Origin of the sequence: Microcystis sp. M015S2, from assembly GCF_020245945.1 — a bacterium.
Classification (GTDB): Bacteria; Cyanobacteriota; Cyanobacteriia; order Cyanobacteriales; family Microcystaceae; genus Microcystis.
In genome coordinates, this window is sequence record NZ_JADBTX010000125.1 from 1 (window position 1) to 18,373 (window position 18,373).

The window sequence follows — 18,373 nt, forward strand, 5'->3', positions numbered from 1 at the left end:
AGCAGGGGAATATTTGTGCAATCACCTTGGAACACGCCAAAAGCTTAACGGATCTGAATGCTTTTTCCCTCAAAACTATTGTCGCGCCTGAATTAGCTTCAAGTTTATAAGAGTTGTCATAATAAAATTATTCTATAAACCCTATGGATTCCCCATGCAAAACCAAATTAACCTCACCATTGAACGCTTTCAAGAAAACGGCCAAGATTACTATGTCGCCACCAGTCCCGATATACAAGGACTTGTCGCTGACGCTGATACAATAGATGCCGTCATTGATATTGCCAAAGACTTAATTCCCATCCTATTAGAATTGGAAACAGAAGATCAGCTTGTTATCACCACTTAACACAAATTATAGATAATCTTAAATTCGCAATGCCAGAAATTAGTCGTTTTTTAGGAATTATTATCACTATGTACTATAACGACCATACACCTGCTCATTTTCATGTTCGCTATAATCAACAAAAGGCGATTATTGACATTAAAAATCTTACTATTTTACAAGGTCAATTGTCTCCAAGGATTCTTGGTTTAGTAATTGAATGGGCTGCTATTCATCAACAAGAATTAAAGGAAAATTGGCAACTTGCTAGACTTAATGAACCTTTACGACCAATCCTACCATTAGAATAAACCATGCTAAAAGATATTATTGAAGTGAAACCTCTAAATAATTATCAACTTTATCTTAAATTTGAAGATAATCAAGAGGGGATTATTAATCTTGAAGAAATTATCGAGTTTGTTGGCATTTTTCAACCGCTAAAAGACTTAGATTTTTTTAAAACCGTCAAAATTAATCCTGATTGGGGGACAATTTATTGGGAAAATGGGGCTGATTTAGACCCCGATGTTCTTTATTCTCTCATCACGAATCAATCTCTTAATGACTTAGAAAAAGATGACTTACAACTTATTTAAAGTACAGGAATTTTAAGCCATAAAAATCACCTACTTTCAAGATACGAAAGTTCTATATTTAGAGTTCAACACAATCTTTTAAAAGGCGATTAAGGGACGATTCTAGAATTATCACCTCCTAACAAACAACAACCAGAAGCAGGTTATCTCCTAGAAATGTTTGACAATAACGAAACCCTTGACGTGATAGCGGGTCCCGTTTCTTGGATAACTTCTATTAACTAACGATTAGCAAAAATTCAGGCTATATTAGAAGAAGATTAGAAACTCTTGATAACCCAAGTCAGCTATGAAAATTAAAGCGATTATTCATCCTGCCGAAGAAGGCCGTTATTGGGCAGAAGTTCCAGCCCTTCCAGGTTGCATCACGGAAGGTGATAGCCTAGAAGAAGTCACTCATAACTTAAAAGATGCGATCAAAGGATGGTTAGCTGTTGCCAATGAATCCTATGAAATTAAAAGCTTTATCGGGACATCGGAAGTCGAAGACTTAAAAAATGCGCTGGGCAAATATGTTCTTTATGAAAAAATCATCAAACGTCAACAAATAGAGGCCGAAGTTTCCCAACTCAAAGACTTGAAAGAAAGGGCAACGGCTCAAATATGGGCTTTGATAGTCACTGTTATCGGTGCAACTGTTGCAGCAATTATCAAATTTGGTTTTCTGACTAAAACTTAAATCATCATTAAAAACTAAGTTGGAACTAGACAAGTTCCAACCGGTAACAAAAAATTGACCTTGAATATTAACGACGGATTGGTGCCATCGCACCGTCGGCAGCAGCGCGAAAAGGTTCCACTGCCTCGCTATAATCGATCGGTAAAATAGCCACCACGTTATCGTGAGGACGGGGAATAATTACCCAGGTTTCTAAAGCTGCCCCCTCGGTTTTATTGACGGCTTCAATGCCGGCAGCCATAGCGGTTTTTACCTCCTGTACATCCCCACGAATATTGAGGGTAAAACGGGCGCTTCCTGCTCTTAAATAACCAACAATCGTGATCCGTCCTGCTTTTACCATCGCATCGGCGGCCGCTAGAATACCGGGGAAACCTTTGGTCTCGATCGATCCCACCGCGGGTTGGGCTGTCATAAATTAACTCCTAATAACAAAAATCAGATAAGTTCAATTGATAGAATCCAATCTATTTTCCAGTCTTTAACTATAGTCTAGTTTGGGGCAAATCGCTAGGGAAATTAACTGCGAAAACGGTCTGACTTAGCCGTATGCTGCACTGGTAAAACCGCCAGTACATTTTCTGGAGGATTCGGTACGATGTAATGACTGACCACATTGCCACCAAAAGCGGTCATCGCCGCCGCTAATCCTGCCTCTACTGCCGGTTTAACCTCGGAAATCGGACCGCGAATCGCCACTAAAAATTCGCCCCTTTCCGCTAGATCAAAATAAACTAGGGTGACTCGTCCCCCTTTCACCATGGCATCCGCCGCCGCTAAAACGGGGGGAAAACCCAACGTTTGAATGACTCCGACCGCCTCGGGCATTTTTCCTGATCTCCTGCGAAAGCAACTTTACATTATACCCCGAACCTGTCTTTATATTTTTTTCTGGAAATCCCCGACCGATCGAGCCTGTTTTTTCTCCAAATACTGTTGATGGGACTGATCGGCCAGATAATAATCTCCTGCGGGTTCGATCAAAGTAACGATATCCTGCTGAAATTTTCCCGATAGTTGTAGTTGACGCTTGGAAGCAGTGGCGATTAACTTTTGTTCCGGGGTGTGATAAAAAATAATCGATCGATATTGTTCTCCCCGGTCCGGTCCTTGGCGATTTAACTGAGTCGGATCATGGATTGACCAAAAAACAGCTAATAACGCCTCGTAGCTTATTTCTTGGGGATTATATTCAATTTGTGCCACTTCCGCATGACCGGTAATTCGCGATAACACATCGAGATAACTAGGATTGGGAAAATGTCCCCCCATATAACCCACAGAAGTGGCTAAAACCCCCGATAAACGCCGAAATGCGTCCTCGGTTTTCCAAAAACAGCCGGCCCCAAAGGTAGCTTTTTCGCCGTTATTCATTTCTCCTCACATCCTTGGCAAATTCTATAACTGCTTTTGTAATTGTCTCGCTTAAATTAGCATAAACTTTGGCAAAAGGGGGAGCTTTTTCGGTTAATCCTAGAATATCCGCCGTTACCAACACCTGACCATCACAATCTTCCCCCGCACCGATACCAATCGTCGGGATAGTCAATTTATCGGTAATAGTAGCGGCTAAATTGGCGGGAATATGTTCCAAAACCAGGGCAAATACTCCCGCTTTCTCCAAGGCTAAAGCTTCCTCGATTAGTCTTTGTGCATCCGATGGGGTTTTTCCCTGCTGACGGTATCCTAAGCGATGCACCGACTGGGGAGTTAATCCGATATGACCCATAACAGGAATGCCTATCTCGGTTAAACGGCTAATCGTCTCGATCATAGCGGCATAACCTCCCTCTAATTTTACACCTTGCACTCCCGCTTCCTTTAACATCCTTCCGGCGGAGTGAATTGCCTGACTGACACTTTCCTGATAGCTGAGAAAAGGCAAATCACAGACAACTAAAGCTTGTTTTACCCCACGAGACACGGCCGCTGCGTGGTGAATCATCGCCTCGAGGGTGATCGGTAAAGTGGTAGGATAGCCCAAAGCGGTCATAGCTAAGGAATCACCTACCAAGATAATATCAATTCCTGCTCGATCGAGCAGTCGCGCGATCGGATAATCCCAAGCTGTGAGGGTGACAATCGCGCGTTTTTGCTGTTTCCACTCGATTAATTTGCTGGTGGTGACTGCCATTATTTATTCACTGCGGACAGCTTCGAGGATACGGGAAAAATAGAAACGAGTGCTAGTCATACTCGTCCGTTCAATTTTAAAGCCATTTTCGTTGAGAGCGGCGATAATAGTTTTTTCCTTGTGTTGATAAGCGCGAGTGGTTTTACTCGGACCGGGGAAAAATTGACCAATTTTCTTGAGAATGGTTAATAAACAGGTTTTAGGGGCAAAACTGAGGATTAAACGGGATTGAGCTAGGGATCCCAGGTGTTTAATCATGCCTAATGCTTCTTCTGTGGGATAGTGAATGAGAACATCAAGACAGATGACTGTGTGATATTGGCCGGTTAATGCTTCTAAATCTTGAACGGCAAAGGTGAGTTTACTGGTATCTGCTAACTCTTTGGCTGCTCTTTCCTTGGCTTCTGTCACCATTTTCTCAGAAATATCACTGGCGAAAATAGTTGCGCCCGCTTTAGCGAGGGGAATACTAAGACTACCGACTCCACAACCGGCATCACAGATTGAGAGATTGGGCAAATTGTCATCACTTTTTAACCAACCGATAACGGTATCGATCGTCTGTTGATGACCGATGCGAATATCTTTTTGTACTTTGTTAACTTCGCCATCCCCATAAATCCGGCGCCAGCGATCGAATCCTGTGGCGTTAAAATAGTCCTTGACTATGGCTTTATCGTCTAATGTGTTGGTCATAAGGAAATCTAAACGAGTGGTCTCTGAGCTACGCCGAAGAGCGGAGATGGTTATTAGTTTATCCTACCGTGAAAGCCAGTTTTCCGACTGAATCCTTCAGGGTTGCCGTTAGAACATAAGTATTATTTTGTTTCCCCGTGCTGCCAAGCATTGTCAAAGATTTGTAAATTTTTTGGCCAAAATCCTTGAGGTAATGTTAGGCTGATCGCAGAAAGAAAACCATAGCTTAATAGCGATTAAATATAAGGTGAGGGTTTTAAACTTATATGATCGGTTTAAGCCCAAATACATAAAAAAATTGATTGAGATTCCCTAACCTAGTTCCGTTGTTTCCCAGAGCCTGAATTACTAGAAAAAATTTAACACCGCCAGGGCTGGAGTCCAGAAATAACGGCACTTAGAGACCGAAGTGAACTTAGGAAAATGGTTTCCCAAACCGTGAACATTTTGAGGGTGGGTAATTAACTGACTCATCTTTTGCCGAACCATCCTGAACAATTAAAGGATGGTTAGACCAGTGGTTGATGATTGAAAAATCTTCGATAAAAAGGCTGGTGGTTAAGCCATTTTTCCGCGATTGTATTAGCTAAAATATCCATTTTTTGGAGGTATTTTTTATGTCTGGACAAGCGAGTTTTCCCATCCCCAGTACCGCCTCAAATGAAGAAACCACGGGGCGATATATTGTTACTTTCCAAGATGGAGCAACCCCGGAAGGAATCGCCGCCCTGCGAGATGTGGCGGGGATATCTGCCTTGCCCGATGCCCGGGACTTTGCCGATTCGGCCATGGACAGTTCAGAACTAGATGCGGCGGGAGGGGGAACCTTTCCGACTTTGGGGGTGGCAGTGGTTTCCCTGGATGACTTAGCCTTGAGCGGTGTCATGAACATAGCGGGGGAAAGTTCGGCAATTTTAGCGATCGAACCCGAACGAATTTACTATGCAATCGAGGAGGGTTTATCCTCGGAATACCTCAAGGGTTATCGCGATGCCGTCAATCATCTTTTTTATGAACAGTCCAAGGCTAAAAAAGAGCTGGGAGATAAGGATCTCGCAGCCCTAGCCTTTCTCGATGATGCCCAATCCACTTGGGGATTAAAAGCCACGAAAGTAATCAATTCCCTTGGTCGCACTGGTCGCGGCATTAATGTGGCTGTACTAGATACGGGTATGGATTTAAAGCATCCCGACTTTTTTGGGCGATCGATCCAAAGTAAGTCTTTTGTACCAGGAGAAGCGGTGCAGGATGGTCAAGGTCACGGCACTCACTGTATCGGCACCGCTTGCGGATTTAAAGATGTCAACGGTCGCCGCTACGGGGTCGCCTACGAAGCCACCATTTATGCGGGCAAAGTTCTCAGTAATGCTGGCAGTGGCTCCCAAAGTTGGATTCTCGCCGGCATGGAATGGGCGATCGCCAGTCGCTGTGCGGTGATTTCTATGTCCTTGGGCAATACAGTTCCAACTCCTTCCACTGCCTACGAAACTATCGGTCGTCGCGCTCTGCAAAATGGTTGTTTGATTATCGCGGCGGCCGGCAATCACCGGCCTGGTACTGTGGGTCAACCGGCTAATAGTCCCTCAATTATGGCCGTGGCGGCGATCAATAGTAATCTGCGATTAGCTTCTTTTTCCTGTGGTTCTGGTACTGCCCAAGGTGCTAACGTAGATATCGCTGGCCCCGGGGTGGCGATCTATTCTTCTGTACCGATGCCCCGACGTTACGACGTTTTTAACGGCACCAGCATGGCTACCCCCCATGTGGCTGGAATTGCTGCTCTCCACGCTCAAGCTTCGGGAGTGCGCGGGGCGCAACTCTGGCAGTTACTCACCTCGAAAGCCTTGCGACTGTCTATTCCCACCGTTGATGTGGGTAGTGGACTGGTCCAAGCGCCTTAGCAGTCAGTATTGAGGAGTCAGGAGTTAGGAGTTAGGAGTTAGGAGATTATTTTTATTTATTCTCCCCACTTCCCCTCTCCCATCTCCTGACTCCTGCTCATCTTTTTACTTTCATTAATAGCCATGGAACAGATTATCGTGACGATCGATGAACAGCATTTAGGCGATATTCAGACAGTGGCCAATAATTTACAATCCCTGGGTATGACAGTAGATAATATCTTATCGGTTTCCGGCATTATTACCGGTTCAGCCCCTCGATCGCTGATCCCCTCTTTAAAGGCAGTGCCGGGGGTTCTCGATGTGGAGGAAGATAAGGAAATGCGGGCGATATAAGCTGTTGACTATCTAAAAAATTACTCGTTAAGACTCCAGGGGAGCGCTGGAGCTTTTTTGCTGTGTTGCCAAAGGCACGGCGTAGCCGTCCAGTAAGCAGTAATCAGTGAAAAGAAAGCTCCCAACTTGCCACTTAATAGTATTGAAAACTCAAATCTGATCACTGATCACTGACTCCTGACGGTGAAGCAGTGGACCGGGAGCGATTGCAACTCTGTGGAAAAGCTTAATTTGTTTTCCGCTTCACTTTTAGTTAACCTAAATTGAATATCATGTAATCGTCCCAAGATCGATCAGTAAGGGTTCCATGTCAATTATTAACCATAGAACTAAGATCGTAGCCACGATCGGCCCTGCCAGTAATTCGCCAGAAGTCCTCAAGCAGATGATCGGTGCGGGGATGAATGTAGCGCGGCTAAACTTTTCCCACGGTAGCTACGAAGATCATGCGAGAGTTGTTACCCTTTTACGGCAAATTTCTCAAGAATTAGACAATCCTATCACTCTCCTGCAAGATTTACAAGGTCCGAAAATTCGCGTCGGCAATCTCCCCAATGGTTCCATTACCATCAACGACGGCGATTATCTCACCCTTGTACCCATGGATGAGTATCGGGGAGAAGCGAACACGGTTTCGATCGATTATCCCTATCTGGCCGAGGAAGCCAAGTTAGGTGAGCAAATTCTCCTTGATGATGGCTTATTAGAGCTAAAAATCGTTGAAATTAACGGAAAAGACCTAAAATGTCAAGTATTGGAGGGAGGAATTCTCAAGAGTCGCAAGGGAGTCAATCTACCCCGTCTCAATTTGCGCTTACCTTCCATGACCGAAAAAGACAAACAAGACCTAGAATTTGGTCTTGCTCAGGGGGTTGATTGGGTTTCCCTCAGTTTTGTTCGTAAAGGAGAAGATATCAAAGCGATTAAGGCATTTTTAGCCGAGAGAAATCATGGGGATGTGCCAGTGATAGCTAAAATTGAAAAACCGCAAGCGATCGAAAATTTAGAGTCAATTGTCGAGGAATGTGACGGAATTATGGTGGCCCGGGGCGATTTGGGAGTAGAATTAAGTCCCGAAAAAGTCCCCATGTTGCAAAAACGCATTATCAAACTCTGCAACATGAAAACTATTCCCGTCATCACTGCCACCCAGATGTTAGAAAGCATGATTCACAATCCCCGACCGACTCGGGCCGAGGCCAGTGATGTGGCTAATGCAATTATCGATGGAACCGATGCGGTGATGTTATCGGGGGAATCAGCAGTGGGAGATTTTCCCGTCAAAGCTGTGGCTATGTTGGCCAAAATCGCCCATGATGTGGAAGCGGATGTGAAGTTTGATAATGTTCCCCCCAATCAGTCCGATGAAACTCACGCTCTCAGTGAGGCTTTAGTGGCGATCGATCAAACCCTTAATCTCCGTTATATTGTCACTTTTACCACCTCTGGCTACACTTCGCTACTGGCTTCTAAGGAACGTCCCTCGGTTCCCGTCATTGCTATGACTCCCAATAAACGAGTCTATCACCGTCTCAACCTAGTCTGGGGTGTGATCCCGATTCTTCTCGATCATCAGGTGTCCGTCTTTGAGGATGTGTTAAAGCAAACCGAATCAATTCTGCTTCAGAAAAATCTAGCGCAATCGGGCGATAAAATCCTGATTATGGCGGGAATTCCCATGCAGAAAACTAAAGGAACCAATTTCCTCAAAATTCACAGGATTCCCTAAGTTCTAGGAGTCGGTCGTCAGGAGTCGGTCGTCAGGAGATTATTTTTATTTATTCCTCCCACACCCCACCCCCCCATTCCCCACTTCCCCACTTCCCCAAGAAAAACTTTTTGCCGCAAACCCTAGATACAGATTTCGGGCGGTGGATTGGTTGTGATAGATGTATAAATATCGATCGCTTGCTATCAATCTTGATGAAAAGACGATATTTTCTGGCTTTTATCGGCTCAATTGCCCTTAGTTGCTTATTATCTGCGGGCATAAACCTTTTTTCCTCTACTATCGCCACTGCACAAACCCAGACAATTCTAGTTTCCGCCGCCGCTAGTCTCAAAGATGCCCTAGAAGAAATCAAGCCGGGGTTTGAAAAAGCCCATGGCAACATTAAAGTTAACTATAACTTTGGTGCGTCGGGAGCTTTGCAACAGCAAATTACACAAGGTGCGCCGGCCGATGTTTTCCTCTCGGCGGCGACTAAGCAAATGGACGCTTTAGCAAAAGCTGGTTTAATCGATACAAGTACCAGAAGAAACCTGCTCACTAATCGCCTAGTTTTAATCGTTCCCAAGAATTCCACCCTAAAAATTAGCGATTTTCGTTTCCTGACTAACAGTAATGTCAAAAGAATTGCCGTGGGTGAACCGCGCAGCGTTCCCGTCGGTCAGTACAGTGAAGAAGTTCTGAAAAATCTCGGCATTTTAGAGCAAATAAGACTAAAACTGGTCTTTGCCAACTCTGTCCGTAATGTTCTCGCCGCCGTAGAGACTGGTAACGCCGATGCCGGCATTGTTTACATCACCGATGCCAAAATTTCCGACCGGGTAAAAGTAGTGGCTACGGCTGCCAATAATCTCCATTCTCCGATTATTTACCCGATAGCTGTGATAAAAGCCAGTAAAAACCCGCAAGCTGCCAAGACTTTCGCCCAATATCTCACCAGGACAGCCGCTAAAAACATTTTTGAAAAATTCGGCTTCGGAATAGCCAGATAAACAATGCCCGACTTTTCCCCCCTATGGATATCCCTGAAAACCGCCACCATTGCCCTGATAATCATCTTTTTTCTCGGTATTGCCGCCGCTTATTGGATGTTAGGTTATCGTGGACGGTGGAAATCCCTAATCGAGGCAGTTTTCGTCGCACCCTTAATCTTGCCCCCGACGGTGGTAGGCTTCATTTTACTGCTTCTATTCGGCAAAAACGGACCATTAGGACAGTTATTAGACTTATTCAATTTTCGCATCGTTTTTACTTGGTATGCCGCCATCATCACCGCGACGGTGGTAGCTTTTCCCCTGATGTACAAAACCACCCTCGGGGCTTTTGAACAGGTGGATGCCAATCTTTTACAGGTTGCCCGCACCCTAGGGGCATCGGAAGGGAAAATATTCTGGCGCCTACTTTTGCCCCTCTCCTTCCCCGGGGTATTAGCGGGATTAACCCTAGCTTTTGCCCGCGCTTTGGGGGAATTTGGGGCGACTTTGATGTTAGCGGGTAATATTCCGGGGCAAACTCAAACTATCCCGATGGCGATTTTCTTTGCTGTGGAAGCAGGAGCGATGACTGAGGCTTGGATATGGGTGTTTATTATCATGTTAATCTCCCTATCGGGGATTATCGCCGTTAATCTCTGGCAAAGTCAACGCAAACAGCAATTAGGACGACCGGGAGAAAGCAAACCTAACGAGATGGAGGACTGGCTGCCACCCTGGGAGGGTCGCGATTTTGCCCTTTTAGCAGCTGAAAATCAGCATTATAGGGATAAAATAGGCTTATTGGTCGATATAGAGAAACATTTACCCGTTTTTAACCTCTCAGTCACTTTTAACTGCCAAAATCAGCCATTAGGACTATTAGGGGCTTCGGGTTCGGGAAAAAGCCTGATTTTGCGATCGCTGGCTGGGGTGGAAACGCCCTCAAGGGGCCGTATTGTCTTAAATGGGCGCATTCTCTTCGATTCCGAAAAGGGAATTAATCTCCCCAGTCGTCAGCGTCGTATCGGTTTTGTGGTGCAGAATTATGCTCTTTTTCCCCATCTCACCGTAGCAGAAAATATCGCTTTTGGTCTCTCGAAAAACTTATCTAAAAAAGTTATTAAACAGCAGATTGCCAACCAATTGGAATTAGTGCAGTTACCCGGCATGGAAAACCGTTATCCCCATCAATTATCGGGGGGACAACAGCAACGGGTCGCCATCGCTCGCGCTTTAGCTAGTCGTCCGGAAGCTTTATTATTAGATGAGCCTTTTTCTGCCCTTGATACCCATCTACGCGCTCAATTAGAACGTCAGATGATCAAAACTTTAAGTAATTACGATGGCGTGACAATTTTTGTTACCCATAATATGGATGAAGCCTATCGAATATGTGAGAATTTATTGGTTATGGAAAAAGGGCGGGCAATTGCTAATAATTCTAAACAGAAAATTTTTGAGCGACCAGATAGCGTTAGTTTGGCCAAGATTACCGGCTGTAAGAATTTTTCCCGTGCTAAAATCATTGATCATCAACAATTGGAAGCCATTGATTGGGATGTTAAATTACACACCGTTCCCAGAATTCCCGACTATTTAGCCTATACGGGAATTCGCGCTCATCAAATTATTTTCGGTCGAGATTTAGGCGATATTAATACTTTTCTCTGTTGGTTGGCTAATGCCATTGAAGGACCCCATCGGGTGACTCTCTATCTGAAACTTAATCAACCCTCCAATCACGATCAAGATTTTCATATCCAAGCAGAGTTATATAAGGATAAATGGTTAGAAATTAAGGAGCAAGCTTTGCCTTGGACTGTTACTTTATCTCCCCAGCGTTTATTGTTATTAAAATAAACAGAGATTTTGATGCTAAGTTGTCAAACACCCCCCTTATCAAGGGGGGCAGGGGGGATCGAACCCAAAATCTATCTTCAATAGAGTTCTAATATAATTAGAAGAGGTTGATCAAAGGTGATTTATGGACGATAAAACCGCAAAGCTGGAAGAATCCGAATCTGAAGAGAAAAAAGAATCAGATTTTGACCAGGAAAAGGAACAGGCTCAAGTTTGGACGGGAAAAATCACTGCTTTTGTTGCCCATCAACTCCGAACCTCCGCTCCTTCCCTTCCAATTATCGGGGGTAGCATTACAGGCGGCTTAACTTGGCTTAGTCAACATGACACGGTTAAGGCGATTATTGTCGGGGGAGTCACCTTTATCGTCACGAGCTTTTTTACCTACGGATCAGCCTGGAGTCAAGGGTTTTTAGAAACAGCAAGAACCAAAGGTAAAAATCATGGTAAAGGTACAGCTTTAAGCTTTTTTGTTTGGCTAGACAAAGGACTTGAAAAAATACGTTGGCAATTAGCTAATCCTGACGGGAAATATTTAATTAAATTACGGGATTCAGATTGTCGTTATGATGATATTGAAGGGATTGAAGATGCAATCTTTGGTTTTTCTACTCCGGAACTAGAAGAAATTTTTATTAATTTGGATCTGAGTCAATTAGAACTGCGCTCAGAAGAAGAGTCTAAAGGTACGGGGGATGATATTTGGGATTTATTGCGACGGGCTAAAAAGAGGACAGATTTACGGTTGTTAATTCTGGCTCCTGGTGGCCGAGGAAAAACAACTTTATTGCGTCATTTAGCCTATAACTACGCTCTAAAACAACCGAAACAAAATGCACCTTTTTTAATTCCTGTCTTTTTACGTTTACGAAGATGGCAGGAAGTGATTACCACCACAGAAGGATTGGATTTACCAACCTTAATTGAGCGACATCTTAAACAAGATATTTCTCAAGAATTAGATTTACCTGAGAACTGGGCTAAAAGTCATTTAACCCGTCAGCGAATGTTAGTGATGTTTGATGGTTTTGATGAAGTTAAACCCGAATATGCCGAAAAAGTCAGTCAATGGATTGGCAAACAGTGGCACGATTTTCGCCAAAACTATTTTATTTTAACTTCTCGTCCGAAAGGCTATCAAGCGTTTCGCTCTGAGCATAAACCTCGGCAAAAGGTGTTTATTAATGAATTTACCGATAAAAATATTCAGGATTTTGTCTATAAATGGTATTTCTGGCAAGAGCAGGAAACCAGAGTTAGCAGAAGTTTAAAAGCTAAACAAGAAGCTGCCGACAATAAAGCAAAGGATTTAATTAATCAGTTATTTGCTCTCGATGATTCCGGGGAAAGTTCTACTCTATTAGCCTTGGCGAGAAATCCCTTAAATCTGAATATGATAGTACAGTTACATCGGGCAAACTTTGGCTCGGGACAAAAATTACCTCAGCAACGAGTGGATTTATTTCGCCGAATTTTTGATCTGCAATTGATCACTCGCCCTCAAGCTAGGGGCATTGACATGATTTTAGATAATAATGAGGAAAATCATCGTCAACGAGCATTGCAACAGTTAGCCCTGAAAATGGGAAATACAACCACGATTGAATATTCAGAATTACTGAGTTCTACACAAAATTTTATTCAGGAATTGGGTTATACTGAAAGCACTTCGGCTAAGGATTTTGTAGAGCGGTTAATTCATGTGAGTGAGTTAATTTTGAAAAAGGATGAATACTATGAGTTTGCCCATAATCTTTTTCAGTCCTATTTAATTGCTTTGGAGATTAAACGGTTAAAGCAAGAAAATTTACTCAAGGAAAATTGGCAGCAAAATCTCTGGTACGAGGCTTGCATTATGTATGCAACTTTATTGATTAATCCGACTGATTTTATTGTTCATTTTTATAATCAAGATAATCCTAAAGCTCAGGGATTAGCGGAGCGATGTTATCGAGAATTACCTGTTAAAAAACGTCGAGGTTTGGAATTTTTAGAACAAAAACGACAGACTTCTCTCTTTACCCAACTAGAAACCTATCTGAAAAATGGCCAATGGCGCGAAGCCGATGAGGAAACGGCGCGGTTAATGTTGTTAATTGCTAAAAGGGAAGATGAAGGCTGGCTAGATGAAGAAAGCATTAACAACTTTCCCTGTGAAGAGTTACGCACGATTGATAAGCTCTGGGTAGATAATAGCGGCAGCAAATTTGGCTTTTCTGTGCAGAAAAAAGTCTGGCTGGATTGCGGTGGTGTCCCAGGGGAATACGATTATGATGTGTATAAAAAATTCGCTGACGAGGTGGGTTGGCGCAGGAGCGGAGACTGGTTGAGCTATGATGAGCTAACTTTTTTATTAGAGGGTAGTAAGCACGCACACCTACCGTCACCTTGGTGGAGGGTCGTGGGGCGCACACCAGGGGGGGGGTTGGTCGCCGCGTGTGGTGGAGGGTATCTCTTTTCTCGCGCAGCGACTTGTAACCTGTAATATATCACAGACTTATACATCTTAAACCAGTAAAAAGCCCCCCTTATCAAGGGGGGTTGGGGGGATCAAATTCAACCAGTAAAAAGCCCCCCTTATCAAGGGGGGTTGGGGGGATCAAATTCAACCAATAAAAAGCCCCCCTTATCAAGGGGGGTTGGGGGGATCAAACCTCAAAACTACCCCCCAAAATTCCCCTGCTAACAGCAAAACTTATCAACAATAACACCTGATTTTTTAATAAAAAAACGCAATCGCTTTAAGTTTCATCCCCCCGCCTACGACTCCTTGATAAGGGATATTATAGCGGTTCTCACCCCTGTGTGGCACAGTTAAACCTTTGCTGATTAAGCTTTTCAACATTAATAATGTACCTCGTGCGAACAGAAAACGCTATATATGCTAAACTTATTAGTTGAAAAATAATCTTTCTTTTTTTAATAAATAAAACTGCAATCACGTTAAGTTTGATCCCCCCAACCCCCCTTGATAAGGGGGGCTAAGTACGGTAACATGACTAACCAGAAAGTAAGCTTATGGAATTAACCAATCATCATCATCTACCCTACAATCCCAAACTCGTAGAACGAGCTAAAGAACTCCGTAAAAATATGACCAAAGCTGAAAGAAAACTTTGGTATGAATACTTAAAAAATTTTCAATATAGAGTTCATCGCCAAAGACCGATTGATCAATTTATTGTTGACTTTTATTGCCCCGAATTAAAATTAGTGATTGAAATTGATGGTGATAGTCATAATAGGGAAGATGCTCAGACCTATGACTTAGAAAGAACCCAAATTTTATCAGGTTATGGATTAACAGTAATCCGCTTTACTAATCAAGAAGTTTTGAGTAATTTTGAGGGAGTTTGTGGAGTAATTGGAAGTTTGATCCCCCCAACCCCCCTTGATAAGGGGGGCTTTGATCCTCCCAACCCCCCTTGATAAGGGGCTTTGATCCTTCTTGATAAGGGGGGCTTTGATCCTTCTTGATAAGGGGCTTTGATCCCCCCAACCCCCCTTGATAAGGGGGGCTTTGATCCTTCTTGATAAGGGGGGCTTTGATCCTTCTTGATAAGGGGGGCTTTGATCCTCCCAACCCCCCTTGATAAGGGGCTTTGATCCTTCTTGATAAGGGGGGCTTTGATCCTTCTTGATAAGGGGCTTTGATCCCCCCAACCCCCCTTGATAAGGGGGGCTTTGATCCTCCCAACCCCGGCTGCCGCAAATACGGCGGCGAGGATGTCAGGTCTTACTCCACTCGATTAAAGCGCTAGTCAATCCTTCTAGGGTATATTCTCGCGCCTCGATATCAACACGACCAAATAACTCTTGACAGGTTTTTGAAGTTTGCGGACCGATAGAAGCCAGACAAACTTTTTCTAAGAGGGAATTAACCGATAATTCTGCCGTTTCTTGTCGCAATAACCGATAAAAATTCTGGACGGTTTTGGAACTGGCAAAAGTGACTATATCGACTTTCCCATCTCGAAAGGCTTCCCAGATGCCCCTATCCATGCGTGCGGGACATCCGGAATAATATGCGGCCACTTCCGTCACCTGACCAGCTTTGGCCGTTAATTCCTTAACTAATATCTCTCTCCCTCCCGTTTCCACGCGCGGAAAGAGGAATTTTTGCCCCCTAATCGGGTCGGGAAACTCGTTTACCAAAGCATCAGCGACAAAATCCCCCGGGATAAAATCCGCTTTTAATCCCCGTGAGTGCAAAACTTGGCTGGTTTTTTTGCCCACCACGGCGATTTTCACGCTCGCTAAAGCCCTAGCATCTTTTCCCCAAAATGTCAAGCGATCGAAGAAAAAATTAACAGCATTGGCAGAAGTTAAAATCAGCCAATCAAACTCTTTTAACTGAGCGATGGCATCGTCTAAACCTTGCCAACGGTCGGGGGGACGAATCTCTAAAGCGGGCATTTCCAGGACTTCTGCGCCTTGATTTTGCAAAATTTCGCTAAATTGACTCGTTTGCTCGGCGGCACGGGTAATAACAATAGTTTTACCGCCTAGGGGTGGGGGAGAGGACATAATCGCCAGATCCACAACTTGACCAATGACCATAATAGAGGGTGAGAGGGACACCCCGGCGGTTTGAGCGAGAATATTTTCTAAAGTGCCGCGCCAAATTTGTTGCTCCTTGCGTCCCGCCTGGCGGATAATAGCGATCGAGTCGTGAATATTACGCCCATTTTGGCATAATTTCTCGATAATTTGCCCTAAAGACTGACCAGCCATCAATAGCACCAGTGTATCAATTTTAGCTAAAGCTGACCAATCGAGAGACTCGGGATCGTGAGCGCTCAAGACCGCAAAACAGCGACTAATATCCTTTTCCGTCAGGGGAATTCCGGCCAATAAAGGAGCGGCTAAAGCGGAGGAAATACCAGTTATCAGTTCAAAATCACAGCCAGCCTGCTTTAGGGCCAACATTTCAGGATATACTCGCCCAAAAACCCCCGGATCACCACTTTTAAGCCGAATAACTCGTTTTCCCTCTTGACAATAATTAACCAGTATCTGATTAATCTGATGTTGCTCGGCGCCGGGTTGTCCCCCCCGTTTGCCTACATCGACTAAAACACAGGTTTTCGGCACGAGGGAGAAGATTTGACTATCCACTAGGGCATCATACAGCAAAACCTCGGCCGTGGCTAAAATTGCTCGCGCTTGCAGGGTGAGAAAACTGCTCTGACCGATTCCCGCACCGAGAAGATAAACTTTACCCCGGGGATGGACGACTGCTGACATAATCGCAAATTTGAGTTTAATCTTTAATCTAGCACTTGGAGAAGAAACAAATTACTAGCGCAACAAGGGCAGCAGTAAAGTGACGAAATAATATACTAGGGGAGCGGTGAAGACATAACTATCAGTGCGATCGAGTATACCACCGTGACCGGGGATTAACTGGCCGGAATCCTTGACCCCAGCATCGCGTTTCATCATCGATTCGGTTAAATCACCCAATAAACTGACAATACCAATTAATAAGCCCAAAATTAAGCCCGTCAGCTGCCAATAGGGCCAATCTAAATACCAAGCACCCAAATCGGCCACCGCTATACTGCCTAAAATGCCAAAAAAGGAACCTTCCACGGTTTTTTTGGGACTAATCAGCGATAAACTGGTTTTCCCTAACCATTTTCCCATGATATAGGCTCCGATATCGGCGGCCCAAATGCAACCGAAGGCCAGAAAAGTCACCGTCAAAGCAGCCGGGAATAATTTCGGTTCCATCCACGATTCTGGCCAATATCCCATCAGGGGTAAGTTACTGGCAATGGCCACGGGACCACTTTCGGGAGAAAAACCGACGCGTAAACGAATCCAATAACTGGGTAAGTAACCACCGTAAAACAGACCGAGAATTGAGGTGGAAATATCGGCAATTGTCGCCATTTTAGGCTGAAAGAGCAGATAAAAACAAATTAACGCCCCGGCCAGGGGAAACATGGCATCGGTGAGGGGGGCTGCCATAGTTGCCGTCAGCAGTAATAATTGTGAAACTACGAGAGTGGTTTTAGCGGCCGGTTCAATGCCTTTAGCGCGAACTAAGCGAAAATACTCTAATTGTCCCAAAAAGACGATAACACCGATGCCGAGGGTGAAATACCAACCCCCAACGATAATAATTCCCAGTGCGAAGGCAATAGCAAAAATAGCGCTGACAATGCGTGGCCAAGGCATGGTTAATCCAGAGAAATTAGGCGGCATTGTCATAATTATATAGATTAAGAAAACTTTATGGAAGGTTATCCACAATTAAAGTTTATCGCCGCTCAGGATAAACATGGGATCAACGGCGGCAAAAACTTGGTGAATACCCCTAGTTTCTAGGCGATTTACTGCCGCTTGTACGATCTCGATATTACGCGCCTGTAAATTAGAAAAGCCTTCGGAAAATTGATAGAGGGTTTCTAAATTATTGGCCGTAGCCACGATGCGGCCATTGGGTTTCAGGTATTGCCACACTTCTTGCAGGACCGATTTAATCGGTTTGCCGCCCTCGATACAGACGCGATCGGGTGCTAGGGATATATTGGGCAGACAATCGGGCGCGCTGCCTTCAAAAACCGTAACATTTTTTACCCCAAAGCGATCGCAATTACGGCGGATTAAACTGGCCACTTCTTCATCTCTTTCAATGGCAATAATCGGACTATTGGGGCATAATAAGCCAATTTCAACGGGAATAGTGCCGGTTCCTGCGCCAATATCCCAGAAAACCCCCCCATCACCTAACCGCAAAGCGGAAATCATCAATAATCTCACCTCGCGTTTACTCAGGGGAATCCCGGGCAAACGTTCAAACAATTCATCGGGAATACCGGGGGTTTTATATAACCAAGTCATGGGGAATCAATTATCGAGAAGCTTCACTAGCAAGCATTATTATATAAGTTTGTCAAATTTTCTTTATTAAGTAAACAGGGACTTTTCTAGGCATAAAACCCTGATTATAGCTCTAACAAGCTATTGTCTGTCATTAAGCTAAGACCCTGAGAGGGGGACAAGCGAGCTAGAAGGTAGATAGGGCAAGCGATATCGCTCTTTGTCCTTTGATGTAATCCTTCAACCGATAGCGGCTAATTTGCATTAGCTCTTCTATATTTTTTTGGAACATTTGATGTAGCCCGA

At 44.2% G+C, this 18,373-nt stretch carries 19 protein-coding genes and 1 pseudogene; 12 read left to right on the forward strand and 8 right to left on the reverse strand.

Annotated features, from left to right (window positions below):
- From IM473_RS22795 to IM473_RS20400, 5 genes and pseudogenes are all read left to right on the forward strand, one after another.
- A pseudogene (locus IM473_RS22795) lies at positions 1-110 on the forward strand (DUF2283 domain-containing protein); the annotation flags it as partial.
- 44 nt (positions 111-154) lie between these two features.
- On the forward strand, positions 155-349 hold the full coding sequence (locus IM473_RS20385) for a type II toxin-antitoxin system HicB family antitoxin (RefSeq protein WP_194013817.1): 195 nt from the start codon (positions 155-157) through the stop codon (positions 347-349).
- 29 nt (positions 350-378) lie between these two features.
- Complete coding sequence (locus tag IM473_RS20390; RefSeq protein ID WP_194013815.1) at positions 379-639, forward strand: DUF4160 domain-containing protein; 261 nt, start codon at positions 379-381, stop codon at positions 637-639.
- A gap of 3 nt (positions 640-642) precedes the next feature.
- Positions 643-927 (forward strand): DUF2442 domain-containing protein, encoded by a 285-nt coding sequence (locus tag IM473_RS20395; RefSeq protein WP_002767949.1) that lies wholly within the window; start codon positions 643-645, stop codon positions 925-927.
- A gap of 289 nt (positions 928-1,216) precedes the next feature.
- The gene (locus IM473_RS20400; RefSeq protein WP_194013813.1) at positions 1,217-1,606 is read left to right on the forward strand and encodes an element excision factor XisH family protein; all 390 of its coding nucleotides are present in this window, start codon (positions 1,217-1,219) and stop codon (positions 1,604-1,606) included.
- A gap of 67 nt (positions 1,607-1,673) precedes the next feature.
- On the opposite strand, the gene IM473_RS20405 is transcribed toward IM473_RS20400, so the two are convergent.
- The 5 genes from IM473_RS20405 to bchM form a co-directional block, all read right to left on the reverse strand.
- Positions 1,674-2,021 (reverse strand): carbon dioxide-concentrating mechanism protein CcmK, encoded by a 348-nt coding sequence (locus tag IM473_RS20405; RefSeq protein WP_002733188.1) that lies wholly within the window; start codon positions 2,019-2,021, stop codon positions 1,674-1,676.
- A gap of 104 nt (positions 2,022-2,125) precedes the next feature.
- Positions 2,126-2,434 (reverse strand): carbon dioxide-concentrating mechanism protein CcmK, encoded by a 309-nt coding sequence (locus IM473_RS20410; protein WP_002782143.1) that lies wholly within the window; start codon positions 2,432-2,434, stop codon positions 2,126-2,128.
- A gap of 51 nt (positions 2,435-2,485) precedes the next feature.
- Positions 2,486-2,980, reverse strand: coding sequence for a peptide-methionine (S)-S-oxide reductase MsrA (msrA, locus tag IM473_RS20415; protein WP_287660409.1), 495 nt, complete (start codon positions 2,978-2,980; stop codon positions 2,486-2,488).
- Positions 2,973-3,740: a 3-methyl-2-oxobutanoate hydroxymethyltransferase gene (panB, locus tag IM473_RS20420; RefSeq protein ID WP_287660410.1), complete on the reverse strand. Its 768-nt coding sequence runs from the start codon at positions 3,738-3,740 to the stop codon at positions 2,973-2,975. The genes msrA and panB overlap by 8 nt, the downstream gene beginning before the upstream one ends.
- 3 nt (positions 3,741-3,743) lie before the next feature.
- On the reverse strand, positions 3,744-4,436 hold the full coding sequence (bchM, locus tag IM473_RS20425; protein ID WP_287660411.1) for a magnesium protoporphyrin IX methyltransferase: 693 nt from the start codon (positions 4,434-4,436) through the stop codon (positions 3,744-3,746).
- 617 nt (positions 4,437-5,053) lie between these two features.
- Here bchM and IM473_RS20430 point away from each other — a divergent pair.
- From IM473_RS20430 to IM473_RS22800, 7 genes are all read left to right on the forward strand, one after another.
- Entirely contained in the window at positions 5,054-6,337 is a 1,284-nt protein-coding gene (locus IM473_RS20430; RefSeq protein ID WP_287660412.1) for a S8 family serine peptidase, read from the forward strand.
- Positions 6,338-6,460: 123 nt separating this feature from the next.
- On the forward strand, positions 6,461-6,673 hold the full coding sequence (locus IM473_RS20435; protein ID WP_287660413.1) for a hypothetical protein: 213 nt from the start codon (positions 6,461-6,463) through the stop codon (positions 6,671-6,673).
- Between the two features lie 307 nt (positions 6,674-6,980).
- Positions 6,981-8,402, forward strand: a complete 1,422-nt coding sequence (pyk, locus tag IM473_RS20440) for a pyruvate kinase (protein WP_287660414.1) — start codon at positions 6,981-6,983, stop codon at positions 8,400-8,402.
- 194 nt (positions 8,403-8,596) lie between these two features.
- The gene (modA, locus tag IM473_RS20445) at positions 8,597-9,394 is read left to right on the forward strand and encodes a molybdate ABC transporter substrate-binding protein (RefSeq protein ID WP_287660415.1); all 798 of its coding nucleotides are present in this window, start codon (positions 8,597-8,599) and stop codon (positions 9,392-9,394) included.
- A gap of 3 nt (positions 9,395-9,397) precedes the next feature.
- Positions 9,398-11,236 carry a molybdate ABC transporter permease subunit gene (gene modB, locus IM473_RS20450; RefSeq protein ID WP_287660416.1) on the forward strand — a complete coding sequence of 613 codons (1,839 nt, stop codon included), beginning with the start codon at positions 9,398-9,400 and terminating at the stop codon, positions 11,234-11,236.
- Between the two features lie 124 nt (positions 11,237-11,360).
- The gene (locus IM473_RS20455) at positions 11,361-13,721 is read left to right on the forward strand and encodes a GUN4 domain-containing protein (protein WP_287660417.1); all 2,361 of its coding nucleotides are present in this window, start codon (positions 11,361-11,363) and stop codon (positions 13,719-13,721) included.
- A gap of 533 nt (positions 13,722-14,254) precedes the next feature.
- Positions 14,255-14,665: an endonuclease domain-containing protein gene (locus IM473_RS22800; RefSeq protein ID WP_287660418.1), complete on the forward strand. Its 411-nt coding sequence runs from the start codon at positions 14,255-14,257 to the stop codon at positions 14,663-14,665.
- Positions 14,666-14,965: 300 nt separating this feature from the next.
- On the opposite strand, the gene cobA is transcribed toward IM473_RS22800, so the two are convergent.
- The 3 genes from cobA to cbiT are packed head-to-tail and all read right to left on the reverse strand — an operon-like array spanning position 14,966 to position 18,088.
- On the reverse strand, positions 14,966-16,483 hold the full coding sequence (cobA, locus tag IM473_RS20465; RefSeq protein WP_287657534.1) for a uroporphyrinogen-III C-methyltransferase: 1,518 nt from the start codon (positions 16,481-16,483) through the stop codon (positions 14,966-14,968).
- Between the two features lie 54 nt (positions 16,484-16,537).
- Positions 16,538-17,455, reverse strand: a complete 918-nt coding sequence (locus IM473_RS20470; protein ID WP_149988635.1) for a phosphatidate cytidylyltransferase — start codon at positions 17,453-17,455, stop codon at positions 16,538-16,540.
- Between the two features lie 42 nt (positions 17,456-17,497).
- Positions 17,498-18,088, reverse strand: a complete 591-nt coding sequence (gene cbiT, locus IM473_RS20475; RefSeq protein WP_002732225.1) for a precorrin-6Y C5,15-methyltransferase subunit CbiT — start codon at positions 18,086-18,088, stop codon at positions 17,498-17,500.
- Positions 18,089-18,373 lie beyond the last annotated feature (285 nt).

Bases quoted from the DNA above. Each gene is read 5' to 3' on its own strand.
- modB (WP_287660416.1), top strand. From the start codon at position 9,398: ATGCCCGACTTTTCCCCCCTATGGATATCCCTGAAAACCGCCACCATT.
- modA (WP_287660415.1), top strand. From the start codon at position 8,597: ATGAAAAGACGATATTTTCTGGCTTTTATCGGCTCAATTGCCCTTAGT.
- IM473_RS20470 (WP_149988635.1), bottom strand. From the start codon at position 17,455: ATGACAATGCCGCCTAATTTCTCTGGATTAACCATGCCTTGGCCACGC.
- panB (WP_287660410.1), bottom strand. From the start codon at position 3,740: ATGGCAGTCACCACCAGCAAATTAATCGAGTGGAAACAGCAAAAACGC.
- IM473_RS20455 (WP_287660417.1), top strand. From the start codon at position 11,361: ATGGACGATAAAACCGCAAAGCTGGAAGAATCCGAATCTGAAGAGAAA.
- msrA (WP_287660409.1), bottom strand. From the start codon at position 2,980: ATGAATAACGGCGAAAAAGCTACCTTTGGGGCCGGCTGTTTTTGGAAA.
- IM473_RS20395 (WP_002767949.1), top strand. From the start codon at position 643: ATGCTAAAAGATATTATTGAAGTGAAACCTCTAAATAATTATCAACTT.
- IM473_RS20385 (WP_194013817.1), top strand. From the start codon at position 155: ATGCAAAACCAAATTAACCTCACCATTGAACGCTTTCAAGAAAACGGC.
- IM473_RS22800 (WP_287660418.1), top strand. From the start codon at position 14,255: ATGGAATTAACCAATCATCATCATCTACCCTACAATCCCAAACTCGTA.
- cobA (WP_287657534.1), bottom strand. From the start codon at position 16,483: ATGTCAGCAGTCGTCCATCCCCGGGGTAAAGTTTATCTTCTCGGTGCG.
- IM473_RS20435 (WP_287660413.1), top strand. From the start codon at position 6,461: ATGGAACAGATTATCGTGACGATCGATGAACAGCATTTAGGCGATATT.
- IM473_RS20405 (WP_002733188.1), bottom strand. From the start codon at position 2,021: ATGACAGCCCAACCCGCGGTGGGATCGATCGAGACCAAAGGTTTCCCC.
- IM473_RS20390 (WP_194013815.1), top strand. From the start codon at position 379: ATGCCAGAAATTAGTCGTTTTTTAGGAATTATTATCACTATGTACTAT.
- IM473_RS20430 (WP_287660412.1), top strand. From the start codon at position 5,054: ATGTCTGGACAAGCGAGTTTTCCCATCCCCAGTACCGCCTCAAATGAA.
- cbiT (WP_002732225.1), bottom strand. From the start codon at position 18,088: ATGACTTGGTTATATAAAACCCCCGGTATTCCCGATGAATTGTTTGAA.
- IM473_RS20410 (WP_002782143.1), bottom strand. From the start codon at position 2,434: ATGCCCGAGGCGGTCGGAGTCATTCAAACGTTGGGTTTTCCCCCCGTT.
- IM473_RS20400 (WP_194013813.1), top strand. From the start codon at position 1,217: ATGAAAATTAAAGCGATTATTCATCCTGCCGAAGAAGGCCGTTATTGG.
- pyk (WP_287660414.1), top strand. From the start codon at position 6,981: ATGTCAATTATTAACCATAGAACTAAGATCGTAGCCACGATCGGCCCT.
- bchM (WP_287660411.1), bottom strand. From the start codon at position 4,436: ATGACCAACACATTAGACGATAAAGCCATAGTCAAGGACTATTTTAAC.